This window comes from Comamonas sp. w2-DMI (assembly GCF_040187735.1).
In the GTDB taxonomy this organism is placed as follows: Bacteria; Pseudomonadota; Gammaproteobacteria; order Burkholderiales; family Burkholderiaceae_C; genus Comamonas; species Comamonas terrae.
On sequence record NZ_JBANEL010000018.1, the window covers coordinates 1 to 17,651 of the forward strand.

General features: G+C 65.5%; 17 protein-coding genes and 1 pseudogene. 8 read left to right on the plus strand and 10 right to left on the minus strand.

From position 1 onward, the window contains the following. The first annotated feature begins 82 nt into the window (after positions 1 to 82). On the plus strand, positions 83 to 826 hold the full coding sequence (locus tag V8Z74_RS17700) for an META and DUF4377 domain-containing protein (RefSeq protein ID WP_349710413.1): 744 nt from the start codon (positions 83 to 85) through the stop codon (positions 824 to 826). A gap of 493 nt (positions 827 to 1,319) precedes the next feature. On the opposite strand, the gene V8Z74_RS17705 is transcribed toward V8Z74_RS17700, so the two are convergent. Together V8Z74_RS17705 and V8Z74_RS17710 are read right to left on the minus strand one after the other, a co-directional pair. Then, a complete protein-coding gene (locus V8Z74_RS17705; protein WP_349710415.1) occupies positions 1,320 to 1,664 on the minus strand; it encodes a MoaF-related domain-containing protein in 345 nt (114 codons plus the stop codon). Between the two features lie 307 nt (positions 1,665 to 1,971). Beyond that, positions 1,972 to 2,211, minus strand: coding sequence for a hypothetical protein (locus V8Z74_RS17710; RefSeq protein ID WP_349710526.1), 240 nt, complete (start codon positions 2,209 to 2,211; stop codon positions 1,972 to 1,974). On the opposite strand from V8Z74_RS17710, the gene V8Z74_RS17715 reads away from it, so the two are divergent. Next, positions 2,102 to 3,394: an MFS transporter gene (locus tag V8Z74_RS17715; RefSeq protein ID WP_349710417.1), complete on the plus strand. Its 1,293-nt coding sequence runs from the start codon at positions 2,102 to 2,104 to the stop codon at positions 3,392 to 3,394. The two genes, V8Z74_RS17710 and V8Z74_RS17715, sit on opposite strands and share 110 nt — an antisense overlap. Positions 3,395 to 3,550: 156 nt before the next feature. Then, positions 3,551 to 4,180 (plus strand): DUF2239 family protein, encoded by a 630-nt coding sequence (locus V8Z74_RS17720; RefSeq protein WP_349710419.1) that lies wholly within the window; start codon positions 3,551 to 3,553, stop codon positions 4,178 to 4,180. Positions 4,181 to 4,295: 115 nt separating this feature from the next. On the opposite strand, the gene V8Z74_RS17725 is transcribed toward V8Z74_RS17720, so the two are convergent. Together V8Z74_RS17725 and rarD are read right to left on the minus strand one after the other, a co-directional pair. Beyond that, complete coding sequence (locus tag V8Z74_RS17725; protein WP_349710421.1) at positions 4,296 to 5,291, minus strand: diaminopimelate dehydrogenase; 996 nt, start codon at positions 5,289 to 5,291, stop codon at positions 4,296 to 4,298. Positions 5,292 to 5,376: 85 nt separating this feature from the next. After that, a complete protein-coding gene (gene rarD / locus V8Z74_RS17730; protein ID WP_349710423.1) occupies positions 5,377 to 6,276 on the minus strand; it encodes an EamA family transporter RarD in 900 nt (299 codons plus the stop codon). Positions 6,277 to 6,515: 239 nt separating this feature from the next. Here rarD and V8Z74_RS17735 point away from each other — a divergent pair, with 239 nt between their 5' ends. Next, the gene (locus V8Z74_RS17735; protein ID WP_349710425.1) at positions 6,516 to 7,319 is read left to right on the plus strand and encodes a pseudouridine synthase; all 804 of its coding nucleotides are present in this window, start codon (positions 6,516 to 6,518) and stop codon (positions 7,317 to 7,319) included. Positions 7,320 to 7,422: 103 nt separating this feature from the next. Here V8Z74_RS17735 and V8Z74_RS17740 read toward each other — a convergent pair whose 3' ends face one another. Continuing rightward, positions 7,423 to 8,439 (minus strand): DHH family phosphoesterase, encoded by a 1,017-nt coding sequence (locus tag V8Z74_RS17740; RefSeq protein WP_349710427.1) that lies wholly within the window; start codon positions 8,437 to 8,439, stop codon positions 7,423 to 7,425. A gap of 205 nt (positions 8,440 to 8,644) precedes the next feature. On the opposite strand from V8Z74_RS17740, the gene V8Z74_RS17745 reads away from it, so the two are divergent. Next, positions 8,645 to 9,844 (plus strand): M20 aminoacylase family protein, encoded by a 1,200-nt coding sequence (locus tag V8Z74_RS17745; RefSeq protein ID WP_349710428.1) that lies wholly within the window; start codon positions 8,645 to 8,647, stop codon positions 9,842 to 9,844. 191 nt (positions 9,845 to 10,035) lie between these two features. On the opposite strand, the pseudogene ylqF reads toward V8Z74_RS17745, so the two are convergent. After that, positions 10,036 to 10,971: pseudogene (gene ylqF / locus V8Z74_RS17750) on the minus strand (ribosome biogenesis GTPase YlqF); the annotation flags it as partial. A 42-nt stretch (positions 10,972 to 11,013) separates the two neighbouring features. Between ylqF and V8Z74_RS17755 the strand changes: the two are divergent. Genes V8Z74_RS17755 through V8Z74_RS17765 form a run of 3 tightly spaced genes read left to right on the plus strand, consistent with a single transcriptional unit; the run spans position 11,014 to position 11,676 of the window. Further along, complete coding sequence (locus tag V8Z74_RS17755) at positions 11,014 to 11,196, plus strand: hypothetical protein (RefSeq protein ID WP_349710430.1); 183 nt, start codon at positions 11,014 to 11,016, stop codon at positions 11,194 to 11,196. A 15-nt stretch (positions 11,197 to 11,211) separates the two neighbouring features. After that, positions 11,212 to 11,451 carry a hypothetical protein gene (locus tag V8Z74_RS17760; protein WP_066471617.1) on the plus strand — a complete coding sequence of 80 codons (240 nt, stop codon included), beginning with the start codon at positions 11,212 to 11,214 and terminating at the stop codon, positions 11,449 to 11,451. A gap of 3 nt (positions 11,452 to 11,454) precedes the next feature. Next, positions 11,455 to 11,676 (plus strand): oxidoreductase-like domain-containing protein, encoded by a 222-nt coding sequence (locus V8Z74_RS17765; protein WP_349710432.1) that lies wholly within the window; start codon positions 11,455 to 11,457, stop codon positions 11,674 to 11,676. A 20-nt stretch (positions 11,677 to 11,696) separates the two neighbouring features. On the opposite strand, the gene V8Z74_RS17770 is transcribed toward V8Z74_RS17765, so the two are convergent. The 4 genes from V8Z74_RS17770 to V8Z74_RS17785 all read right to left on the minus strand — a co-directional run bounded on the left by V8Z74_RS17770 (position 11,697) and on the right by V8Z74_RS17785 (position 17,011). Next, on the minus strand, positions 11,697 to 13,307 hold the full coding sequence (locus V8Z74_RS17770; protein WP_349710433.1) for a methyl-accepting chemotaxis protein: 1,611 nt from the start codon (positions 13,305 to 13,307) through the stop codon (positions 11,697 to 11,699). A 191-nt stretch (positions 13,308 to 13,498) separates the two neighbouring features. Continuing rightward, complete coding sequence (gene gshA / locus V8Z74_RS17775; RefSeq protein WP_066471633.1) at positions 13,499 to 15,025, minus strand: glutamate--cysteine ligase; 1,527 nt, start codon at positions 15,023 to 15,025, stop codon at positions 13,499 to 13,501. A 283-nt stretch (positions 15,026 to 15,308) separates the two neighbouring features. Then, entirely contained in the window at positions 15,309 to 15,791 is a 483-nt protein-coding gene (locus V8Z74_RS17780; RefSeq protein ID WP_066471641.1) for a hypothetical protein, read from the minus strand. A gap of 308 nt (positions 15,792 to 16,099) precedes the next feature. Beyond that, positions 16,100 to 17,011, minus strand: coding sequence for an SDR family NAD(P)-dependent oxidoreductase (locus V8Z74_RS17785; protein ID WP_349710435.1), 912 nt, complete (start codon positions 17,009 to 17,011; stop codon positions 16,100 to 16,102). Positions 17,012 to 17,651: the final 640 nt, after the last annotated feature.

A 17,651-nucleotide genomic window follows, 5' to 3' on the forward strand; every position in this document is an offset into this window, starting at 1 on the left:
CAGTTCGTAGCGGCTGGGACGAGACATTTAGGCTGGTTTCCTCCTGCCTGTATCGTCTCATCTCCCATGCGCATCGCTCTGAATGTCGATTCAGCCTAGCGGCCCCGCAGGTGATGCGAAAACACTGACGGCCTACCACTGGAAGCTGCAGCAGGCCTTCACGCCCGCCGGCGGCGAAGACCAGACCTGGTTCCTGACGCCGGGTTCGGGCAAGGCTCCGCTGGAGCTGGACTTTGTCGAGCAGCGCGTCGTCGTCAAGAACCTGTGCAATGTGATGTCCTCCGGTTATTCCATCGAAGGCCAGCGCATCAACATGCAGCGCGCCATGAGCACCCTGCGCGCCTGCAACGACAACCAGCTCATGCAGCTGGAACAGAAGGTCTCGCGCATCCTGCCCCAGGCCAAGCAATGGGCGGTGCAGCTCGGCGTGGGCCAGGAAGCTCCGCGCCTGACGCTGCAATTCATCGACGGCACCAAGTGGCAGCTGGACGGCACGCCCACCTCCGACACCAAGTACGGCAGCGCGCCCGAACGCATCTTCCTGGAAGTCGCGCCCCAGCGCGTGGCCTGCAGCCACGGCGTGATCAAGGACTACCAGTGCCTGAAGGTGCGCGAGATCCGCTATGGCGACAATGGCGTGAAGACCTTCACCGGCCAGTGGGAGAACTTCTACAGCGAGATCGAAGGCTACAAGCATGAGCCCGGAGTGGGCAACGTGCTGCGCATCAACCGCTACAAGCTGCAGAACGTTCCGGCCGATGCCTCCAGCTACGCCTACGTGCTGGACATGGTGGTGGAAAGCGCCATCGAAAAAGGTAAGAAGTAAAGCCTCGACGCCTCGCCTGCCAGAGCCAGTGTCTGCATTGCCTGCAGACGCTGGCTTTTTTCATTCCAGCAGAATGTTTCACGCCCTGCCCTGGCCGGTCGCCAGCGGCCCAGCGGACAGCCCCACCCGGCGAACCTCTGTAAAAACCCAGTTATGACAACTAGTTGACACTGCATGCTGGCTCGCCACGGGCTTCAAGGGCCCTCTCCCATGGAACGGCCGGGTTATTCCCAGGGACTGTGGGCCCGCCTGTGGAAAAGTCGCGGAACAACCCCGCAAGGCCGCATCGTTGCTGGCTCCGTCTTGGTTGATGAAAAAACAGGCAGCCATCCGGCAGCGTCGGGCAGCACCAAAATGTTTCACGCCTGCAGGCGGCATTCCTTGGAGGCGGCTGCAAAAAAAAAACGGTACCTGCAACAGTACCTTCAGAGGAGGAGACACAAACAGAAATCGGCTACCCGCCGCATTCAGCGCGCAGGCACTGTGGCGGCGCTCAGCACAGCCGGAAGCGCCCTTCGACAAACATGGAGGAACGGTGGCCGGTTTCGGAATGGGCATCGGCATAGGACCAGAAAGCCTGGACGGTGCCGCTGGCCGAGTCGATGACCTGGCTCACGGTGAAGCCGTTCTTTTCTATCCAGTTGAGAAAGTGCAGGCTGTCGCTCAGCTGCAGATAGCTGAGCTGCTCGCAGCCCTCGGACACATGGCCCTGCGAATCGACCACGCTCCAACGCATCTGTCCGCTCGGGGTGTACTGCACCTGTGCCCGGCTGTCCGGGAAAAAGATCTCGGCTTTGCGACCCAGCAGGGTGCCCGCGTACTGGATGGACATCAACATGATGGAGACTCCTTCAAAACACCGCACAACACCATCTCGACAAGGGGCTGTAGAGCCTTTTTCAATCTCTGTCTTGCATGTTGGCCCTGTCCCGGACAGGCTTTTGTGGGAGCGCGCCGCATGCCATCGTCGGCAGCGGTTTGCGGCGGCTCAAGGCGCGCGCGCAACCTCCCGCACCTGCGCTGCGATGCCCGCAAAAAAGGGGAAAAAGGCCATGCCGATACCGGCCTTGCGCACCTTCTTTCACCTGCTGCGCCATCGCAGCGACGCATGCGCGGAAGCAGCCCCTGTGCAGAAAGTTCACCAATCAACGATACTTGGCGGCCTGCCTGCCGCCGACCGCTGCAGCCCTCGCCGGCAGGTGCCGGTTCACAGCGATCTGCTGCCGCAGGCCTTTCGCATGCCGGCTGGCGGCGCCAGCGACCACGGATTTCACCTTGCCATCTTCAGCCCCATCCTCTTCCAGCGGAGCCTCTTCGGCAAGCGCTGCCGCACCGCTGCGCGACAGCGCCTTCATCTCCTTCGTATTGGCCCGCATGCTGGCCATGTTCGCCCAGCAGATGCAGGCCGTGGTCGTGGCCTGGCAGGTATACGACATCACGCGCGAGCCGCTTGCCCTGGCCTATGTGGGCCTGGCCCAGTTCATTCCCATGATGGGTCTGCTCATCCCCGCAGGCGACCTGAGCGACCGCATGAGCCGCAAGCGCCTGCTCACTTTCAGCTGGAGCGTGGCGGCCGTCTGCTCCGCCCTGCTGCTGGTGCTGACGCGCAGCGGGGCCCACAACGTGCACTGGATCTATGCCGTGCTGGTGCTGTTCGGCTGCAGCCGGGCCTTCAGCGGCCCGGCCCTGCAAAGCCTGTTGCCGCAGATCGTGGCGCGCGAGCAGCTTGCCAAGGCACTGGCTACCAACAGCATGCTGATGCGCACGGCCTCCATCGCGGCGCCCGTGCTGGGCGGCCTGCTCTATGCCTGGGGCGGCGGAGTGCTCACTTATGCGGTCAGCGGCCTGGCCCTGGCTGCATCGGCGGTGCTGCTGGCAGGCGTGCCCGTGCGCTATGCCGATGCGATCGCACCGGCCGTGGGGTCCATGTGGCAGCGCTTTTCGGAGGGCGTGCATTTCATCCGCACACGCCCGATCATCCTGGGGACCATCTCGCTGGATCTGTTTGCCGTGCTGCTGGGCGGCGTGGTCGCGTTGCTGCCCGTGTATGCGCACGAGGTGCTCAAGGTCGGCCCCGAGGGACTAGGCCTGCTGCGCTCGTCCATGGCCATGGGGGAAGTCGGCATGGGCCTGTGGCTGTCGGCCCGGCCCTTCAACCGCCGCGTGGGCAAGGTGATGTTCGGCGCCGTGGCCGTGTTCGGGCTGGCCAATCTGGTCTTTGCGCTATCGCACTGGTTTGCGCTGTCCATGCTGGCGCTGGCGGTCGCGGGCGCGGCCGACATGGTGAGCGTGTACATACGCTCGGCCCTGGTGCAGTTCTCCACCCCGGACTCCATGCGCGGCCGCGTGAATGCCGTCAACATGCTGTTCATCGGCTCGTCCAACGAGCTCGGCGAGTTCCGCGCGGGCACCAGCGCCTCCTGGATGGGGGCCGTGCCGGCCGCCATCGTAGGCAGCCTGTGCACGCTGGGCGTGGTCGGCGGCTGGATGGCTTGGTTCAAGCCGCTGCGCGATGTGGACCGGCTGGAGGACGCCGCCGCGGTCAGCGGTGCCAACAGCAACGCCTGATCCGCTTCCCCAGCTTCATCCACTTCCAGCCCGTTGGCGCGCCCATGGGCTTTTTTGCGTCCTTTTCACGCATGCGGCCGGTTTGCGCATCATCCTCTACAAATTTTTACCCGGGTTATATTGCGCGCAAATTTATGTCCGGGTAAAATATTGACCATGAACCAAGCCAACCTTTCCACCTATACCAGCTTTGACGGCCATCGGCGCATTGCCAGCGGTCCGCTGCTCGCCAATGTGCTGGCTGCGAAGCAGGCGCATGCCCGCGCCAACGCGGGCTCTGTCTGGATCTTCGACGACGCCACGGGACAGGCCATCGACGTGGACATGCGCGGCAGCGAGGAAGAGGTGACTGCACGGCTCGCGCAACAGCAAGCGCTCCAGGCCACGCCCGATGCCCCTCAGCCCGAAACCGGAGCTGCCGCGGACATGCCCAGGGGCCGCGGGCGACCCAGGCTTGGCGTCGTGGCCCGTGAAGTCACGCTGCTGCCACGCCACTGGGAGTGGCTTGCCGCGCAGCCCGGCGGAGCCTCCGTGGCCCTGCGCAAGCTGGTCGAGGATGCCCGGCGCGCCAGCGAAAGGCAGGACAGGCTGCGCCGCGCGCATGAGCGCGCCTACCACTTCATGCAGGCCATTGCCGGGGATCTGCCGGGATTCGAGGAAGCCACGCGCGCGCTGTTCACCCATGATGCGGACCGCTTCCAGGCGCTGCTGGCCGACTGGCCGCAGGATGTGCGCGAGCATGCATTGCGGCTGGGCTTTGGCGACGAAGCCCTCCCTCTGGCGTAAAACCAATATCTATAGCACCCAGCGCCTGAGGATATTGGTTCCGGGACAGTTTTTATGCAAAAAGCCCGTCGACATTGCCGACGGGCTTTTTCATGGCCGAGCCGAAAGCGAATGCTTACAGCAGCTCTTCACGCAGTGCAGCGGCGCTCTTGGGCGAAAGCAGGCCCGGCGCCACATCGAACACCGTCTTGCAGCCGGTCTGCCCCATCTGGCGCAGGCGGTGCACGGCGCGTGCATAGGCCACCAGCACGCTGGACGTGAACTCGGGGTTGCTGTCGAGCTGAAGACGGTATTCGACGACCTGCTTGCAGGCGTCGGAAGTATTGCCGCTGCGAATCACGAAACCGCCGTGGGGCATGGCGCCATGCTCGCGCGCCAGCTCCTCGGCACTGATGAAGTGCACCGTGGTGTCGTACTGGTCGAAATAATGCGGCATCCCGACGATGGTCTGGCGCACGGCCTCGGCATCGGCGCCCTCGGCAAGCACCACAAAGCATTCGCGCGTGTGCTTCTCACGCGTGGACAGTTCGGGGCGCACGCCCGAGCGCACCTTGTCCACGGCCGCCTCGACGGGAACGGTGTACTGCACGCCGCCGGCCACGCCGGGCACACGTCGGATCGCGTCCGAATGGCCCTGGCTCAGGCCCTTGCCCCAGAAGGTATAGGTGGCGCCGTCGGGCAGCAGGGCCTCGCCCATCACGCGGTTGATGGAAAACATGCCGGGGTCCCAGCCGGCCGAAATCAGCGCCGTGGTCTGGCCGGCCTGCGCGGCCCTGTCCACATTGGCGAAATGCTCGGGAATGCGGGCATGGGTGTCGAAGCTGTCCACCAGGTTGAAGTGCGCGGCCAGCTCGGGCGCCTGGCGCGGCAGATCGTCCTTGGAGCCGCCGCACAGGATCAGCACGTCGAGCTGGCCCTTGTGCGCCAGCAGGCTGTCCATGGCATGGACGGGCGTACCCGCATGGGAAGGCTTGAGCTGCGAAGGGTCGCGGCGCGTATAGATCCCCGTGAGCACCATGTCAGGATTCCTGGCCATGGCGGCCTCCACGCCACGGCCCAGGTTGCCGTAGCCGATGATGCCGATGCGGATGGGGGATGTCTGCGATTCCATGCGTATGTCTACCTTTTCGTTGTAAAAAACCGGAGTCCGATTATTGGCCCGCCGCAGCCGCCTGCGCGGCCGGCCTGCATGTGCTTCAGTGAGTTCTCTTGGAACGTGCACCCCACAAATGCAAGGCGCCATCGAGCACCAGCATGGCCACGGCCGCGAAGATCAGCGCATGGGCCGGCCACTGCTCGCGCGGCAGGCTCTCGCCCAGCAGCCAAGCCACGGCCACCAGCAGCACCGGCTCCACATAGGACAGCAGGCCGAACAGCCCCATGGGCAGCCAGCGGCTGGCAATCATGTAGAAGGCCAAGGCCACGGCGCTCAGAATGCCCAGCAGCGGCAACAACGCCCACAGGGAAGCATGCTCCGCCACCAGGCCCCAGCTGGACGGCGCACGCAAGGTGAAGGCAATGGCAACCGGCACCAGCAGCACCATGTCCACCCAGTGGCCGGCCAGCGTGTCGGTATGCATGCGACGGCGCAGCGAGAAATAGGCGGTGTAGCCCAGCGCCACCAGCCAGGTTTCCCAGGACATGCCGCCCGCACGCCACAGCTCCCAGGCCACCCCGATGCCGGCCAGCGTGGCCGCCAGTGCCTGGCCGCGGGTCAGCCGCTCGCCGAACAGCCACCGCCCGACCAGCACCATGACCAGCGGCAGCAGGAAATAGCCCAGCGACACCGGCAGCGCCCGGCCATGCAGCGGCGCCCACATGAACAGCCACAGCTGCACCCCCAGCAGCGCGGCGCTGAGCAGCAGGCAGGCACCGAAGGCCGGCATCCGGCGCGCCCTCGCCAGCAATGCCCCGACCGCCGGCAATTCCCTGCGCGCGAGCAGCAGCAGCGTGGTGAACGGCAGCGTCATCAGCACGCGCCAGCCAAAGATCTGCTCGCCGTCGAGGGGCACCAGCAACGGAGACAGGTAGTAGATGGCGCCGAACAATACCGATGCGAGCACGGATACCGCCACGCCTTTGAAGACAAGGGACACGGGAATAACAGAAAAAAGAAAGCGAATGCGCACGTACAAGGGTCCGTTTGCTCCTATCTCCATAGCAAACGCCTTGCGCGCGGAAAACGATATGCGGCAACGGTCGAAGAAAGCACCGCAGCCTGGCATTGTCTGACAGGCACCGCGCCCGCGCCCGTGGCAGCGGCAAAGTCCAGCGACACACCCTCCCTTGGCTTGACGGCTACCATCGGCAACCTCGCACGATCACCGCCTGGCCCATGTCCATTTCCTCCTCTCCGCCTGCTGACCCCGCCTCCGAAACCGCGCCGCTGACCGTGCTGTGGCAGGACGAACACATGGTGGCGGTCTACAAGCCTGCGGGCTGGCTGGTGCACCGCACCGGACTGGACGCACAGGAGACCCGCTTTGTCATGCAGGCGCTGCGCGACCAGCTGGGCCGCCATGTCTGGCCCGTGCACCGGCTGGACAAGGGTACCTGCGGCGTGCTGGTGATGGGCCTGCACCGGCAGGCGGCGCAGGCGCTGGCAAAGAGCTTTGCCGGGCATGCCACGCGCAAGGAATATCTGGCCGTGGTGCGCGGCTGGCTGCCCGACACCCTGGAGGTGGACCACCCCCTCAAGCCCGACGATGCGCCGCAGGACGCCGTGGTGCAGGAGGCTCACACCACCTTGCACTGCCTGGCGCGCCTGTCCTGGCCCGAAAGCTATGACCCCCGCCACCCGCAAACCCGCCTGAGCCTGGTGCAGGCGCTGCCGACCACGGGCCGGCGCCACCAGATACGCCGCCACCTCAAGCATGTGGCCCATCCCATCATCGGCGACGCCACGCATGGCAAGGGGCCCCTCAACCGCTGGTGGGCCGAGCGGCTGGGGCAGCAGCGCCTGTGGCTGCATGCCAAGGCGTTGGAAATTCCCCATCCGGCCACGGGCGAACGCATGCGCTTCGAAGCCGACTGGAGTGCCTTGCCCCAGGTACCCGAAGTGCAAGACTGGCAGCAGCTGCTGCAACTGCCGCAATGGCAGCCTTGCGGCACAGCCATGCCTCTGTCCTGGCCGCAGTGAGGCAAAGAGAAAAGGCGCCTCGAAGGCGCCTTTCTCATCAAAAAATGGCTGTATCTCTTATACAGAAAACGTTGTCAGCTCACTTTTTCATTGCAATCCTGGATCACATCGACTTGGGCGTTGCACGCACCCAGTCGCCCTCTTCGTCGAACTGCAGGCTGGGCGCGGCCACGAACGGATAGTCGGCGGCCGGATCGGCCTTGAGCTCGCCCGCAAGCAGCTCGGCCAGGCGCTCGTTGCCCATCTTGAAGCCGCAGGCCTGGGCATGGCCACCGCCGCCAAAGCTTTCGGCCAGCGGGATGCAGTTGAACTCCGAGCGCGAGCGCAGGCCCACCTTCACGCCCTTGCGGTTGGCATGCCACATGAAGGCGAAGCTGCCGCTCTGGCGCGACAGCAGGTCGCCCACCTGGCTGTGGAACATGCCGGGGCAGTTGACCATCAGGCCCTGAAAGCCGTTGAAGACCAGCACTTGCGCGCCGTCGGCAATGTCGGCGCACAGCTTCTGGAATTTTTCGTCCATCGCGCCGCCGCGCGCCATGAAGGCCTGCTCCTGCTCGGGCGTGAAGGCCGCGATCTCGGCCCAGCGCTCGAAGCTGCGCGGCTCCATGTCCAGCGCGGCCAGGAAGGGCGCGCTTTCCTTGAATTCCCACTTCCAGATGTCGCGGTCCTCGATGTAGCGGATCAGGCCCGGCACCGGCTTGTCGGGGTGGAAGAACTCCCAGGCCAGGCGCGCACCCGACTTGTTCATGTCGAAATGCACCACGCCGCAGCGGCACTGGTAGCCCTGCAGCTTTTCGGCCGCGCTCTTGTGGTGGTCCAGCACCACCAGCTTGGACACGCGCGCCTCGACCTGCGCCAGCAGCTCGGGCTCGAACGCGAAATCGAGCACATAGACGGCACGGCCCGCCAGGTCGCCCAGGTCGTCGGCGCTCTGGATCTCGCCATGGTCCAGGCCGCGGAATTCGGCCTGGCCCTCATAGAACAGCCAGGCCGCCAGCGCAGCGCCGAAGCCGTCGGGGCAGCGGCGGCCGTGGAACAGGATCAGCGGCCGGGGGTCGCTGCGCTCGGGGCGCACCAGCAGTTGCTGGAACAGGGGAAGCTTGGAGTTTTGTGGGGTCATGATGGCCTGCATTGTCGCCGGTTGCGCATGGGTCGGCCCGCGCCATGGCATGCCGCAGCCGAAAGCCCTGCACTTCGGTATCTACCTAAAGCCCCACAGCACGCATACGCCTATGATGGAGGTCTTGCTATTGAAATGCTGCGGTTCACCGGCAGGCCCGCTTGCCAAGACAGTCACAGCGCGCTGGGTGCTCCGCGGCCCCTGTATGCGATCTACACCCGATATCACACCTCACCTCGGTCAGCTGCTCAAATTCCGGCGCGACCTGCATGCCAACCCCGAGTTGCGCTATGAAGAGCACCGCACCGGCGACAAGGTCGCCGCCTACCTGACCGCCCTGGGCCTGACCGTGCACCGCGGCCTGGGCCAGACCGGCCTCGTGGCCACCATCCACGGCAAGGGCCGCAGCAAGGACAATCCCGGCCGCTGCATCGGGATCCGCGCCGACATGGATGCCCTGCCCGTCACCGAGATCAACAGCTTCGACTACGCCAGCCGTAACCAGGGCTGCATGCATGCCTGCGGCCACGACGGCCACACCACCATGCTGCTGGGCGCGGCCACCCTGCTGGCGCAGCAGCCGGACTTCGACGGTTCGGTGCACCTGATCTTCCAGCCCGGCGAGGAAGGCGGCGCCGGCGCCAAGGCCATGATGGACGACGGCCTGTTCGAGAAATTCCCCTGCGAAGCGGTGTTTGCGCTGCACAACTGGCCTTCGCTCCCCGCGGGCCAGATGGCCGTGCGCGTGGGCCCCATCATGGCCTCCACGCTGCGCTTCCAGATCAAGGTCAGCGGCAAGGGCGGTCACGCAGCCATGCCCCACACCACGCTGGACCCGATTCCCGTGGCCTGCGCCATCGTGACCCAGTTGCAGACCCTGGTCTCGCGCAATACCGATCCGCTGGACTCGGCCGTGCTCACCGTGGGCCAGATCACCGGTGGCACGGTGGAAAACATCATTCCCGATGACGCCATCATTGCCGGCACGGTGCGCACCCTGAAGAAGGAAACGCGCGAAATGTTCATCGAAGGCATGAAGCGCATCAGCCACCATGTGGCCGCCGCCCACCAGTGCACGGCCGAATTCACGTTGCGCCCCGGCGCTTATCCCAACACCACCAACCACGCCAGGGAGGCGCGCTTCATGGCCTCGGTGATGCGCGAAGCGGTCGGCGACGACAACACCTTCGACGATGTGCTGCCGGCCATGACGGCCGAGGACTTCGGCTTCATGCTCGAAGCCGTGCCCGGCGCCTACGGCTGGATCGGCAACGGCCCCGGCGGCAAGGCCGGCGTGAGCCTGCACAACCCGGCCTACGACTTCAACGACGACAACCTGGGTCGCGGCGCGAAGTTCTGGGACCTGCTGGCGCGCCGTTGGTTCGAGCAGCCCGCTCAGGACTGAAGCCGGTCGCCATCCGGCATCCCCGCCCCCAAAAAAGCCCGCATCATGTGCGGGCTTTTTCATGGCAGGCCTTGCGGCACCGGCAGCGGACTTCAGCGCGGTTTCTTCGGAGCCTTGGCTGCCGCCTTGGGCCTGCCGGCGGCCCTGGTCTGCCCAGCCCGGGCAACGGCGCCTTCTTCGGTCCTGGGCGGCCGGCTCGGGCGCTTGCGCTGGGCCGCGCGCGCGTCCTTCTTGGCCTGGCGCTCGGCATCCTTGAGCCGGCCTTCGGCCAGCCAGGCCTCGAATTCGGCCGGCGTTTCCAGCGTGATGCGGCCTATCGTCGCATCGCGGAAATCGGTGAGCACCAGCTCGGCCGCCTTTTGCAGGTTCACGCGCCCGCCGCTCATCACGGCACCGCGCTTCTTGCCGATCAGGGCCAGCAGCTCGTCGTCGTGCAGCGCCGCAATTTCCGCATCTCCCAGGCCCAGCTTGTAGCGCTGCTCCAGCATGGCCGCATAGTGCTTTTGCAGGTACAGCAGCAGCTCCAGCGCCACCAGCTCCTCGTCGTAGGCGTTGCGACCCACTGCACCGCTGGCCGCCAGGTTGAAGCCGCTTTTTTCCACGATGATGCGCGGCCACAGCATGCCGGGCGTGTCCCACAGGTAGAAGTCGTCGGCCAGCACGATGCGCTGTTCGAGCTTGGTCACGCCGGCCTCGTTGCCGGTCTTGGCCTGGCTCTTGCCGCTCATGGAATTGATCAGCGTGGACTTGCCCACGTTGGGCACGCCGCAGATCAGCACGCGCATGGGCTTGGCCATGCCGCCGCGCGACGGCGCCAGCAGCTTGCACTGCTCGATGAGACGCTTGGTGGGCGCGGGTTCGGAGGCATCGAGCGCGATGGCGCGGGTTTCGCTCTGGGCGTTGTACCAGTCCAGCCAGGCCCTGGTCTGCGCGGCATCGGCCAGATCCTGCTTGTTGAGAATCTTCAGCCGCGGCTTGTGGCCGGTCATCTCCTGCAGCAAGGGATTGGCGCTGGAGCCCGGCAGACGCGCGTCCAGCACCTCGATGACCACATCGATTTCCTTGACGCGCTCCATGATGGCCTGGCGCGTCAGATGCATGTGACCGGGGAACCACTGGATGGCCATGGTGGGTTATCTTTCTTTTATGGATAGGGAATCAGACGGGCAATGAATGCTTCGCGCGGGTCGAGCGGCAAATGGACACTGCAGACCGGGATGGAATGCAAGGCGCAGCAATCGCTGCAGCTATTGCGAGCATTTGCAACGCGGCAGGCCGCCCGGGGCGCAGATGCACACGGCGCGGCGATCCGTGCGGAGCATCCCGAGGATAATCGGCTCCTGCTTTTCTGACCGGCGCGCTCACTTATGCCCCTGCCCTCCGCCCCCCAAAAATCCGGCGCTTCGCGCAAGTCCCGCAACGAAATCCTGATCAAGGGCATGACGATTGCGCTGATCGGGCTGATCATTCTCGTCGCCCCCCTCATCAAGCCCGACAGCGGCATCGGCCAGCTGTTCGCCCAATCCTATCTGGTGGGCTGGTTTGCGCTGGTGCTGGGCCTGGCCTTCATCGCCCAGTTCCTGCTGAGCAAAAAAAGGAAAGACTGAAGAATGGCCGAACTGCAGGCCCCGCTGGAGCAGGCACGGGCACGGATCGCACTGTGGACGCGACGCGCCGAGGCCGCTGGCGCACGCCTGCGCCAGCCGCCGCCCGAACCCACGACCTGCTGCGGACGCGGCTGCAACGGCTGCGTGTGGGAAGGCTTCTACGGCGCGCTGCAGTTCTGGTGCGAGGATGCCGAAGCCCAGCTGTCAGGGGCCCGGCGGGATTGACATCCACGGGCGGTTGAGCCTCAGGCAGGCAAAGCCAGCCGGCGGTGCGCAGCGCCCGAACCATGCTCCTGCTCCTGCGCCGCGAGCCTGAATCGTGCCGCGCCGCTTTCCAGGCGCTGGGCCTGGCTGAAGAGCTCGTGCGCGGCGGCACTCGATTCCGCCACAAGGCCTGCATTCTGCGTCGTCATGTCGTCCAGCATCTGCACGGCCTGGCTGATCTGTGCAATGCCCTGGTTCTGTGCCTGCGCCGCCTCGGTGATCGAGGCGATCAGGCTGCTGACCTTGTGCACGTCCTGCACGATATGCTCCATGCGCTGGCCGGCCTGCTGCGCCAGGGCCGTGCCCGAGCGCATCTGCTGGCCCGAGCTTTCGATCAGCGCGCGGATCTGCTTGGCCGCGGAAGCGGAGCGCTGGGCCAGTTCGCGCACTTCGGAAGCCACCACGGCAAAGCCCCGCCCCTGCGGGCCGGCGCGCGCGGCCTCCACCGCGGCGTTGAGCGCCAGGATATTGGTCTGGAACGCAATGCCGTCGATCACGCCCACGATGGCCGCCACCTGCTGGCTGCTTTGCGCCATGTGCTGCATGTTGCGCACCACTTCCTGCACCACGGCGCCCCCGCTTTCGGCCGCCGCGGCCGCGCTGCGCGCGCTGCGGTCGGCATGGTGGGCGCTTTCCGCCGAGTGGGTGACCAGCGTCACCATGCTCTCGATGCTGCCGACCGTGGCCTTGAGCTGCTCGGCCGCCTGGGCCGTGCGCTGCGACAGATCGGTGTTGTCCTGCGCCATCTGGCTGGAGGCCGCGGCCACCGCCACCACGCCGCCCTGCACTTCGCCCACCAGGGCCCGCAGGCGCTCGGTCATCTGGGCCAGGGCGCGCATGAGTTCGCCCAGCTCATCCTTGCGCCCGCTGCTTTGCGCATAGGACAGGTCGCCGGCCGCAATCGTCTGTGCCAGCTGCACGGCCTGGCCCAGCGGCGCCGTGATGGAGCGGATCGTGGCCAGGGACAGCAGCGCGCCGGCCAGGCCCATGCACAGGCCCACGGCCACGGCCACGGTCTTGGCCCAGGCGCTGCGCCCGCGGCCCTGCTGCTCGGCCTCCTGGCGCTGGCCCTGCTGCAGGGCGATGAAGGCATCCTGGGCTTTCACATAGCGCTGCGCGGCCGGCACCAGTTGCTCGTCCACCAGCTTCTGCGCTTCCCAGGCCTTGCCCAGATCGCGGGCCTGGTAGGCCTGCTCGTAGATGGCCAGAACGGTCTTCCGTTCCTTTTCCACGCCGGCCAGTCCCTGCTGGTCGGCCTGGCTCTGGGCGCCTGCCTGCACCTGCTGCTGCAGGTCCTGGGCCCGGGCCATCAACGTCCTGGCCTTTTGCGACAGCTGGGTGATCAGATGCTCCTCGGAAGAAAGCACGCTGGCCAGTGCCGCCTCCACGCTCTGCAGCGTCAGCGCCTGCCAGCGCAGCGCCAGGTTGATGCGCTTGTCGGTGGCCTGCACCGTCGCGCTGACCTGCTGCTCCACGCTCTGCAGATGCGCGAGCAGACCGCCGGCCACCAGCACGCAGCTCAGCAGCAGGCCAAGAAAAAGCACCCACATCTTGCGGGCGACGGAAAGATTCTGGAATCGGAATAGGGACACGTTGCACCAACCTGCGCCGCCGGACCTGCGCCGGCCGCGGACCATTCCCGGCCGGCCGCCCACGGCGGCTGATGTAACGATATGCAACTTAAATGTCATCTACATGACAAAACCTTCCGACTGCTGGCAAAGCTGGATGAAAAAAAGCGCCTGCGGCAAGCTGCAGGCGCCTTGCTCCACAGAAGCCGACGTCAGCGCAGGCTCTCGGGGTCCATGTAGCGGAGCCGCCATTCCTCGAAGGACAGCGTATCGGCCGCCTCGATGCGCGCCTGCTCGGCCACGGATTCGGCCGTCAGCTGCTCGTAGCGCTGCTGCTGCTGCGCCGTCCAGGGCAGGGCCAACAATGCATCGCGGGCCTGGGCGGATTGCGCGGTCATGAAGTCGATGTAGCGGTTGCCGTAGCGGCCGGTCAGCTCCTGCAGCAGATGGGCAGAAGGCGTGGTTGCGCGGCCTTCGACACGCGCCAGCGCCTGCTCCAGCGCCGCGCTGTAGTCGCTGCAGGCATGGGCCGCATCCAGCGCCTGGGCATAGGGGCGGCACTGCTGCAGCACTTCCAGAGCCCATTCGGTCAGCAGCACCTGCCGGCCATTGCGCGTCAGCATCAGGCCGGGCTCGCGGCCCTGCTCGGCCGTCAGGTGCTGGTTGCGCTTGAGATCGCAGATCTCCTGGGGCGTGTCGGGCGGGCTGTCGCTGTAGAGGCAGTGCAGCAGGAAGACGTCGAGCATGCGCATGGTGGCCGGCGCAATGCCCACGGTCTCGAACGGATCGATGTCCATGAGCCGCACTTCCACATACTCCACGCCGCGCTCGCGCAGTGCGTGCAGCGGGCGTTCGCCACTTTTCACGGTGCGCTTGGGGCGGATGGTGCCGTAGAACTCGTTCTCGATCTGCAGCAGCCCGGTGCCCAGCTGGTTGTAGTCGCCGCCGGGGTTGCGCACGCCCAGCTGCTCATAGGGCGGATAGGGGCGCACCAGCGCGTCGTGCAGCGAATCGGCATAGCCGTCCAGCCCGTTGTAGCTCACGTTGATGCTGGCCTGGGCATCGCTCTGGTAGCCCAGGCGCCCCATGCGCAGCGAGGTGGCATAAGGCAGGTACAGCGCATCCTTGCCGTCGCCCAGCGGCTGCAGGCGGTGCTCGCGGCCTTCGACGAAGCAGGGGCACAGCGCCGGCGATGCGCCGTACAGGTACAGCAGCACAAAGGCATGGCGGCGGAAATTGCGGATCAGCGCAAAGTATTCGTCGCTGCTCACGCCGGGCAGCGACCAGTTGTAGTGGATGCCCGAGATCGTCTGCATGCGCCGGCCGTAGCGGTGGCCCAGGCCCATGCGGTACACGCTCTTGGAGCGGCCCGAGTGCGAGGAGCCGTAGCGGCCCAGCGGAATCGTCTCGTCGATGGGCAGGCGGCAGGGCATGCTCGCGTTCCACATCAGCTCGCCGCTTTCGCTGAGATTGCGCAGCACGAACTGATGGACCTCGGTCAGCTCGTCCAGGCACTCCTGCACGCCCAGCCGTGCGCCCGTGATGAGCTCCAGCTGCGACTCGCTGTAATCCGTGGTGATGTGCGGATGGGTCAGCGCCGACCCCAGCACTTCAGGGTGGGGAGTCAGGGCCAGCGAGCCCGTGGGCAGCACCCGCAATCCCTCTTTCTCAATGCCACGACGGATGCCCAGCAGCCTGTCGGTGCTCGGCATGGTCACGGCGGTCTGCGATGTCTTCATTCTTGTTTACCGTTTGTGGGTGAAGACGCTGATGACAAACCCTGTCTGCCAGACCGCGCCCAGACGGCGAATGATAGAGAAATGAGGCGGGCCGCGATGGAGGCCGGCCGTTTAACCTCGCATTTCGGCCTGCCGCAATGCGCCAGACTCAAGACAGCGCAAGCAAAATGTCAGATTTGGCAGGCGCTGGCGCCTGAGCCACTGCCCACTTTTCGGCCGCAAAAGGCTTTCGGTGCAGGGATTTTTGCATTGGTGCTAGCGACCGCCCCAAGCCCCGGGGCAATCACTGGTAGCAGACATGGGCCGCCTGGTACACATAGCATTTGTCCAGCAGCTTCTCGGCGTTTTCGGTGATGGTGATGCGCTCGCCGTCGGGGCGGTAGAGCGACACATGGCGGAATGCGGCCTCGCGCGAGGTGCTCGGCGCGTCGCGCGAGACCTTCCACTCCTCCTGCGTCTCGCCTTCCGGCAGGTCCAGCACCACGGTGATGGTCTGGGTCTCGTCGGCCAGCTTGATGCACTTGCCCTGGTCCACGCTGGAGACCGCGCCGGCCGGCACGGCCAGGCCGAACGGGCATTCCTCCAGGCCGCGCACGGCCACGGCTTCGCCGCCCACCTTGATTTCGAAACCGTTGCGGAAATAAATGGTGGGTTCCTTGGCAGCTGCCTGAGGCAGCGGGGCCCCGGCCTGGGGCGGGTTGGCGGACGGGTTGCAGCCCGACAGGACGGCAAGGGAGAGCAGCGCGAGAGCGGAAAGACGTTTCATGCAGAAAAACGGCCATGCCCTATGCATGGCCGGGAACCAGAGGCCATGGGACTGGCCGGGGACGGAAATCGGAGGGACAAGGCAAGGCCCGGGCACGCTGCGCCCCTGGACGGGCATCGGCATGCATGGGCCTTGGCGGGTGCGCATCATGCGCCGGAAACCGCCGCCTGCTGGCGATGTTCAGGTTGTTACTGTTTCACCAAAGCCGCATGGAGCCTGCGTGCACCGGCCGCCCGGATGCAACAAAGCCCTGGCGGGACTGGAATCCTTGCCAGGGCTTTGAAGCGGCGGCGGCAGGCCGCGGAGGCTCAATGGCCGTGCGCAGCCATGGCCTTGCCCACTTCCACCTGGCCCTGTACCGAGCCGCTGCCCGGCACCTGCTGGCCTTCGCTGGCCGTGACTTCGGCCAGGCGCTCAGCCAGTGCCTCGGGCACGTCGCCGCCGATGCCCAGGTACAGGCCCTGCGTCAGCGTGATGTGCGCGGCCTCGAAACCGCCCGCGCCGGCGCACAAAATGGTGCGCGTGGGCGCGCCCTCATGGGCCAGCACCAGCATGGCGGGCACCACGGCTTCGGGCCTGAGCGCTTCCAGCACGGGCTCGGGCAGCAGGCCCTCGGTCATGCGCGTGGCCGCAGTGGGCGCCAGCGCGTTGACGCGGATGTCGTGCTTGGCGCCCTCGATGGCCAGGGTCTGCATCAGCCCCACCTGGGCCAGCTTGGCCGCGCCGTAGTTGGCCTGGCCGAAGTTGCCGTACAGGCCCGTGGACGAGGTCGTCATCACGATGCGGCCGTAGTTCTGCGCCTGCATGTGCGGCCACACGGCCTTGCAGCAGTTGGCGGCGCCCATCAGGTGTACGTCCACCACCAGGCGGAAGTCGGCCAGGTCCATCTTGGCAAAGCTCTTGTCGCGCAGGATGCCTGCGTTGTTGACCAGGATGTCCACGCGGCCCCAGGCATCGATGGCCTGCTGCACCATGGCCTGCACGGCCTCGAAGTCCGTGACCGAGGCTGCATTCGCAATGGCCTCGCCGCCTGCCGCGCGAATCTCGTCCACCACCTTCTGCGCCGCGGTGGCCGAGCCGCCCGAGCCATCGACCGCGCCGCCCAGGTCGTTGACCACCACCTTGGCGCCGCGCCGCGCCAGGGCCAGCGCATGCAGGCGCCCCAGGCCGCCGCCTGCACCGGTCACGATGGCCACACGGCCTTGAAAATCCACTGCCATATTTCTTGCTCCTTGCATCAACGCCCTTTCTGCCAGGGCTTGGCAGCAATGTAGCGGCAGCTTGCTGCACTGCAGCGTTACCGATGCGACTTCGGACACCACGGCTCGGGTTATCCAGTAGGCATCACCGTTTTTGCTATTAATTAAGAAGCATATGGCGCAGGCCATGCATAAATTTCAAAACCCATCAATATCAGGATAGTTGATGAGACTGCGTCATTAGCTTCTTTTTCAATAGCATGCCTCAACCCGGCGACCACTTCGGGCTTTTCCCCAATGGGGCGCAACAAGGCTGTGGAAAAGCCTGAATAGCCTTTGCAACAATCCAGCAAGCCGTTGATTTTTCAATGAAAAATCAAAATGCACAAAATTTGGGCAAATCATTGCGTCGCCCTTCCGACTTATCCCGCATTGGCCTGAACAATGGTGTGAACAAATACACCTGCACGCTGGATAACCACGCCAAGTCCTTGATTTCATTAGCTCCATCGACTGTTGCTGAAATTCCAGGCACGGCCCTCCGGCCGGTCGCCACAGCCTCACCCGCAAGGCCATGGCCCCGAATTACCCCCATAAATGCAGGACAAGCATGTGGACAAGCCCTAAAAATCCTCGCAAAGATGATGCAAGTCATTGATTC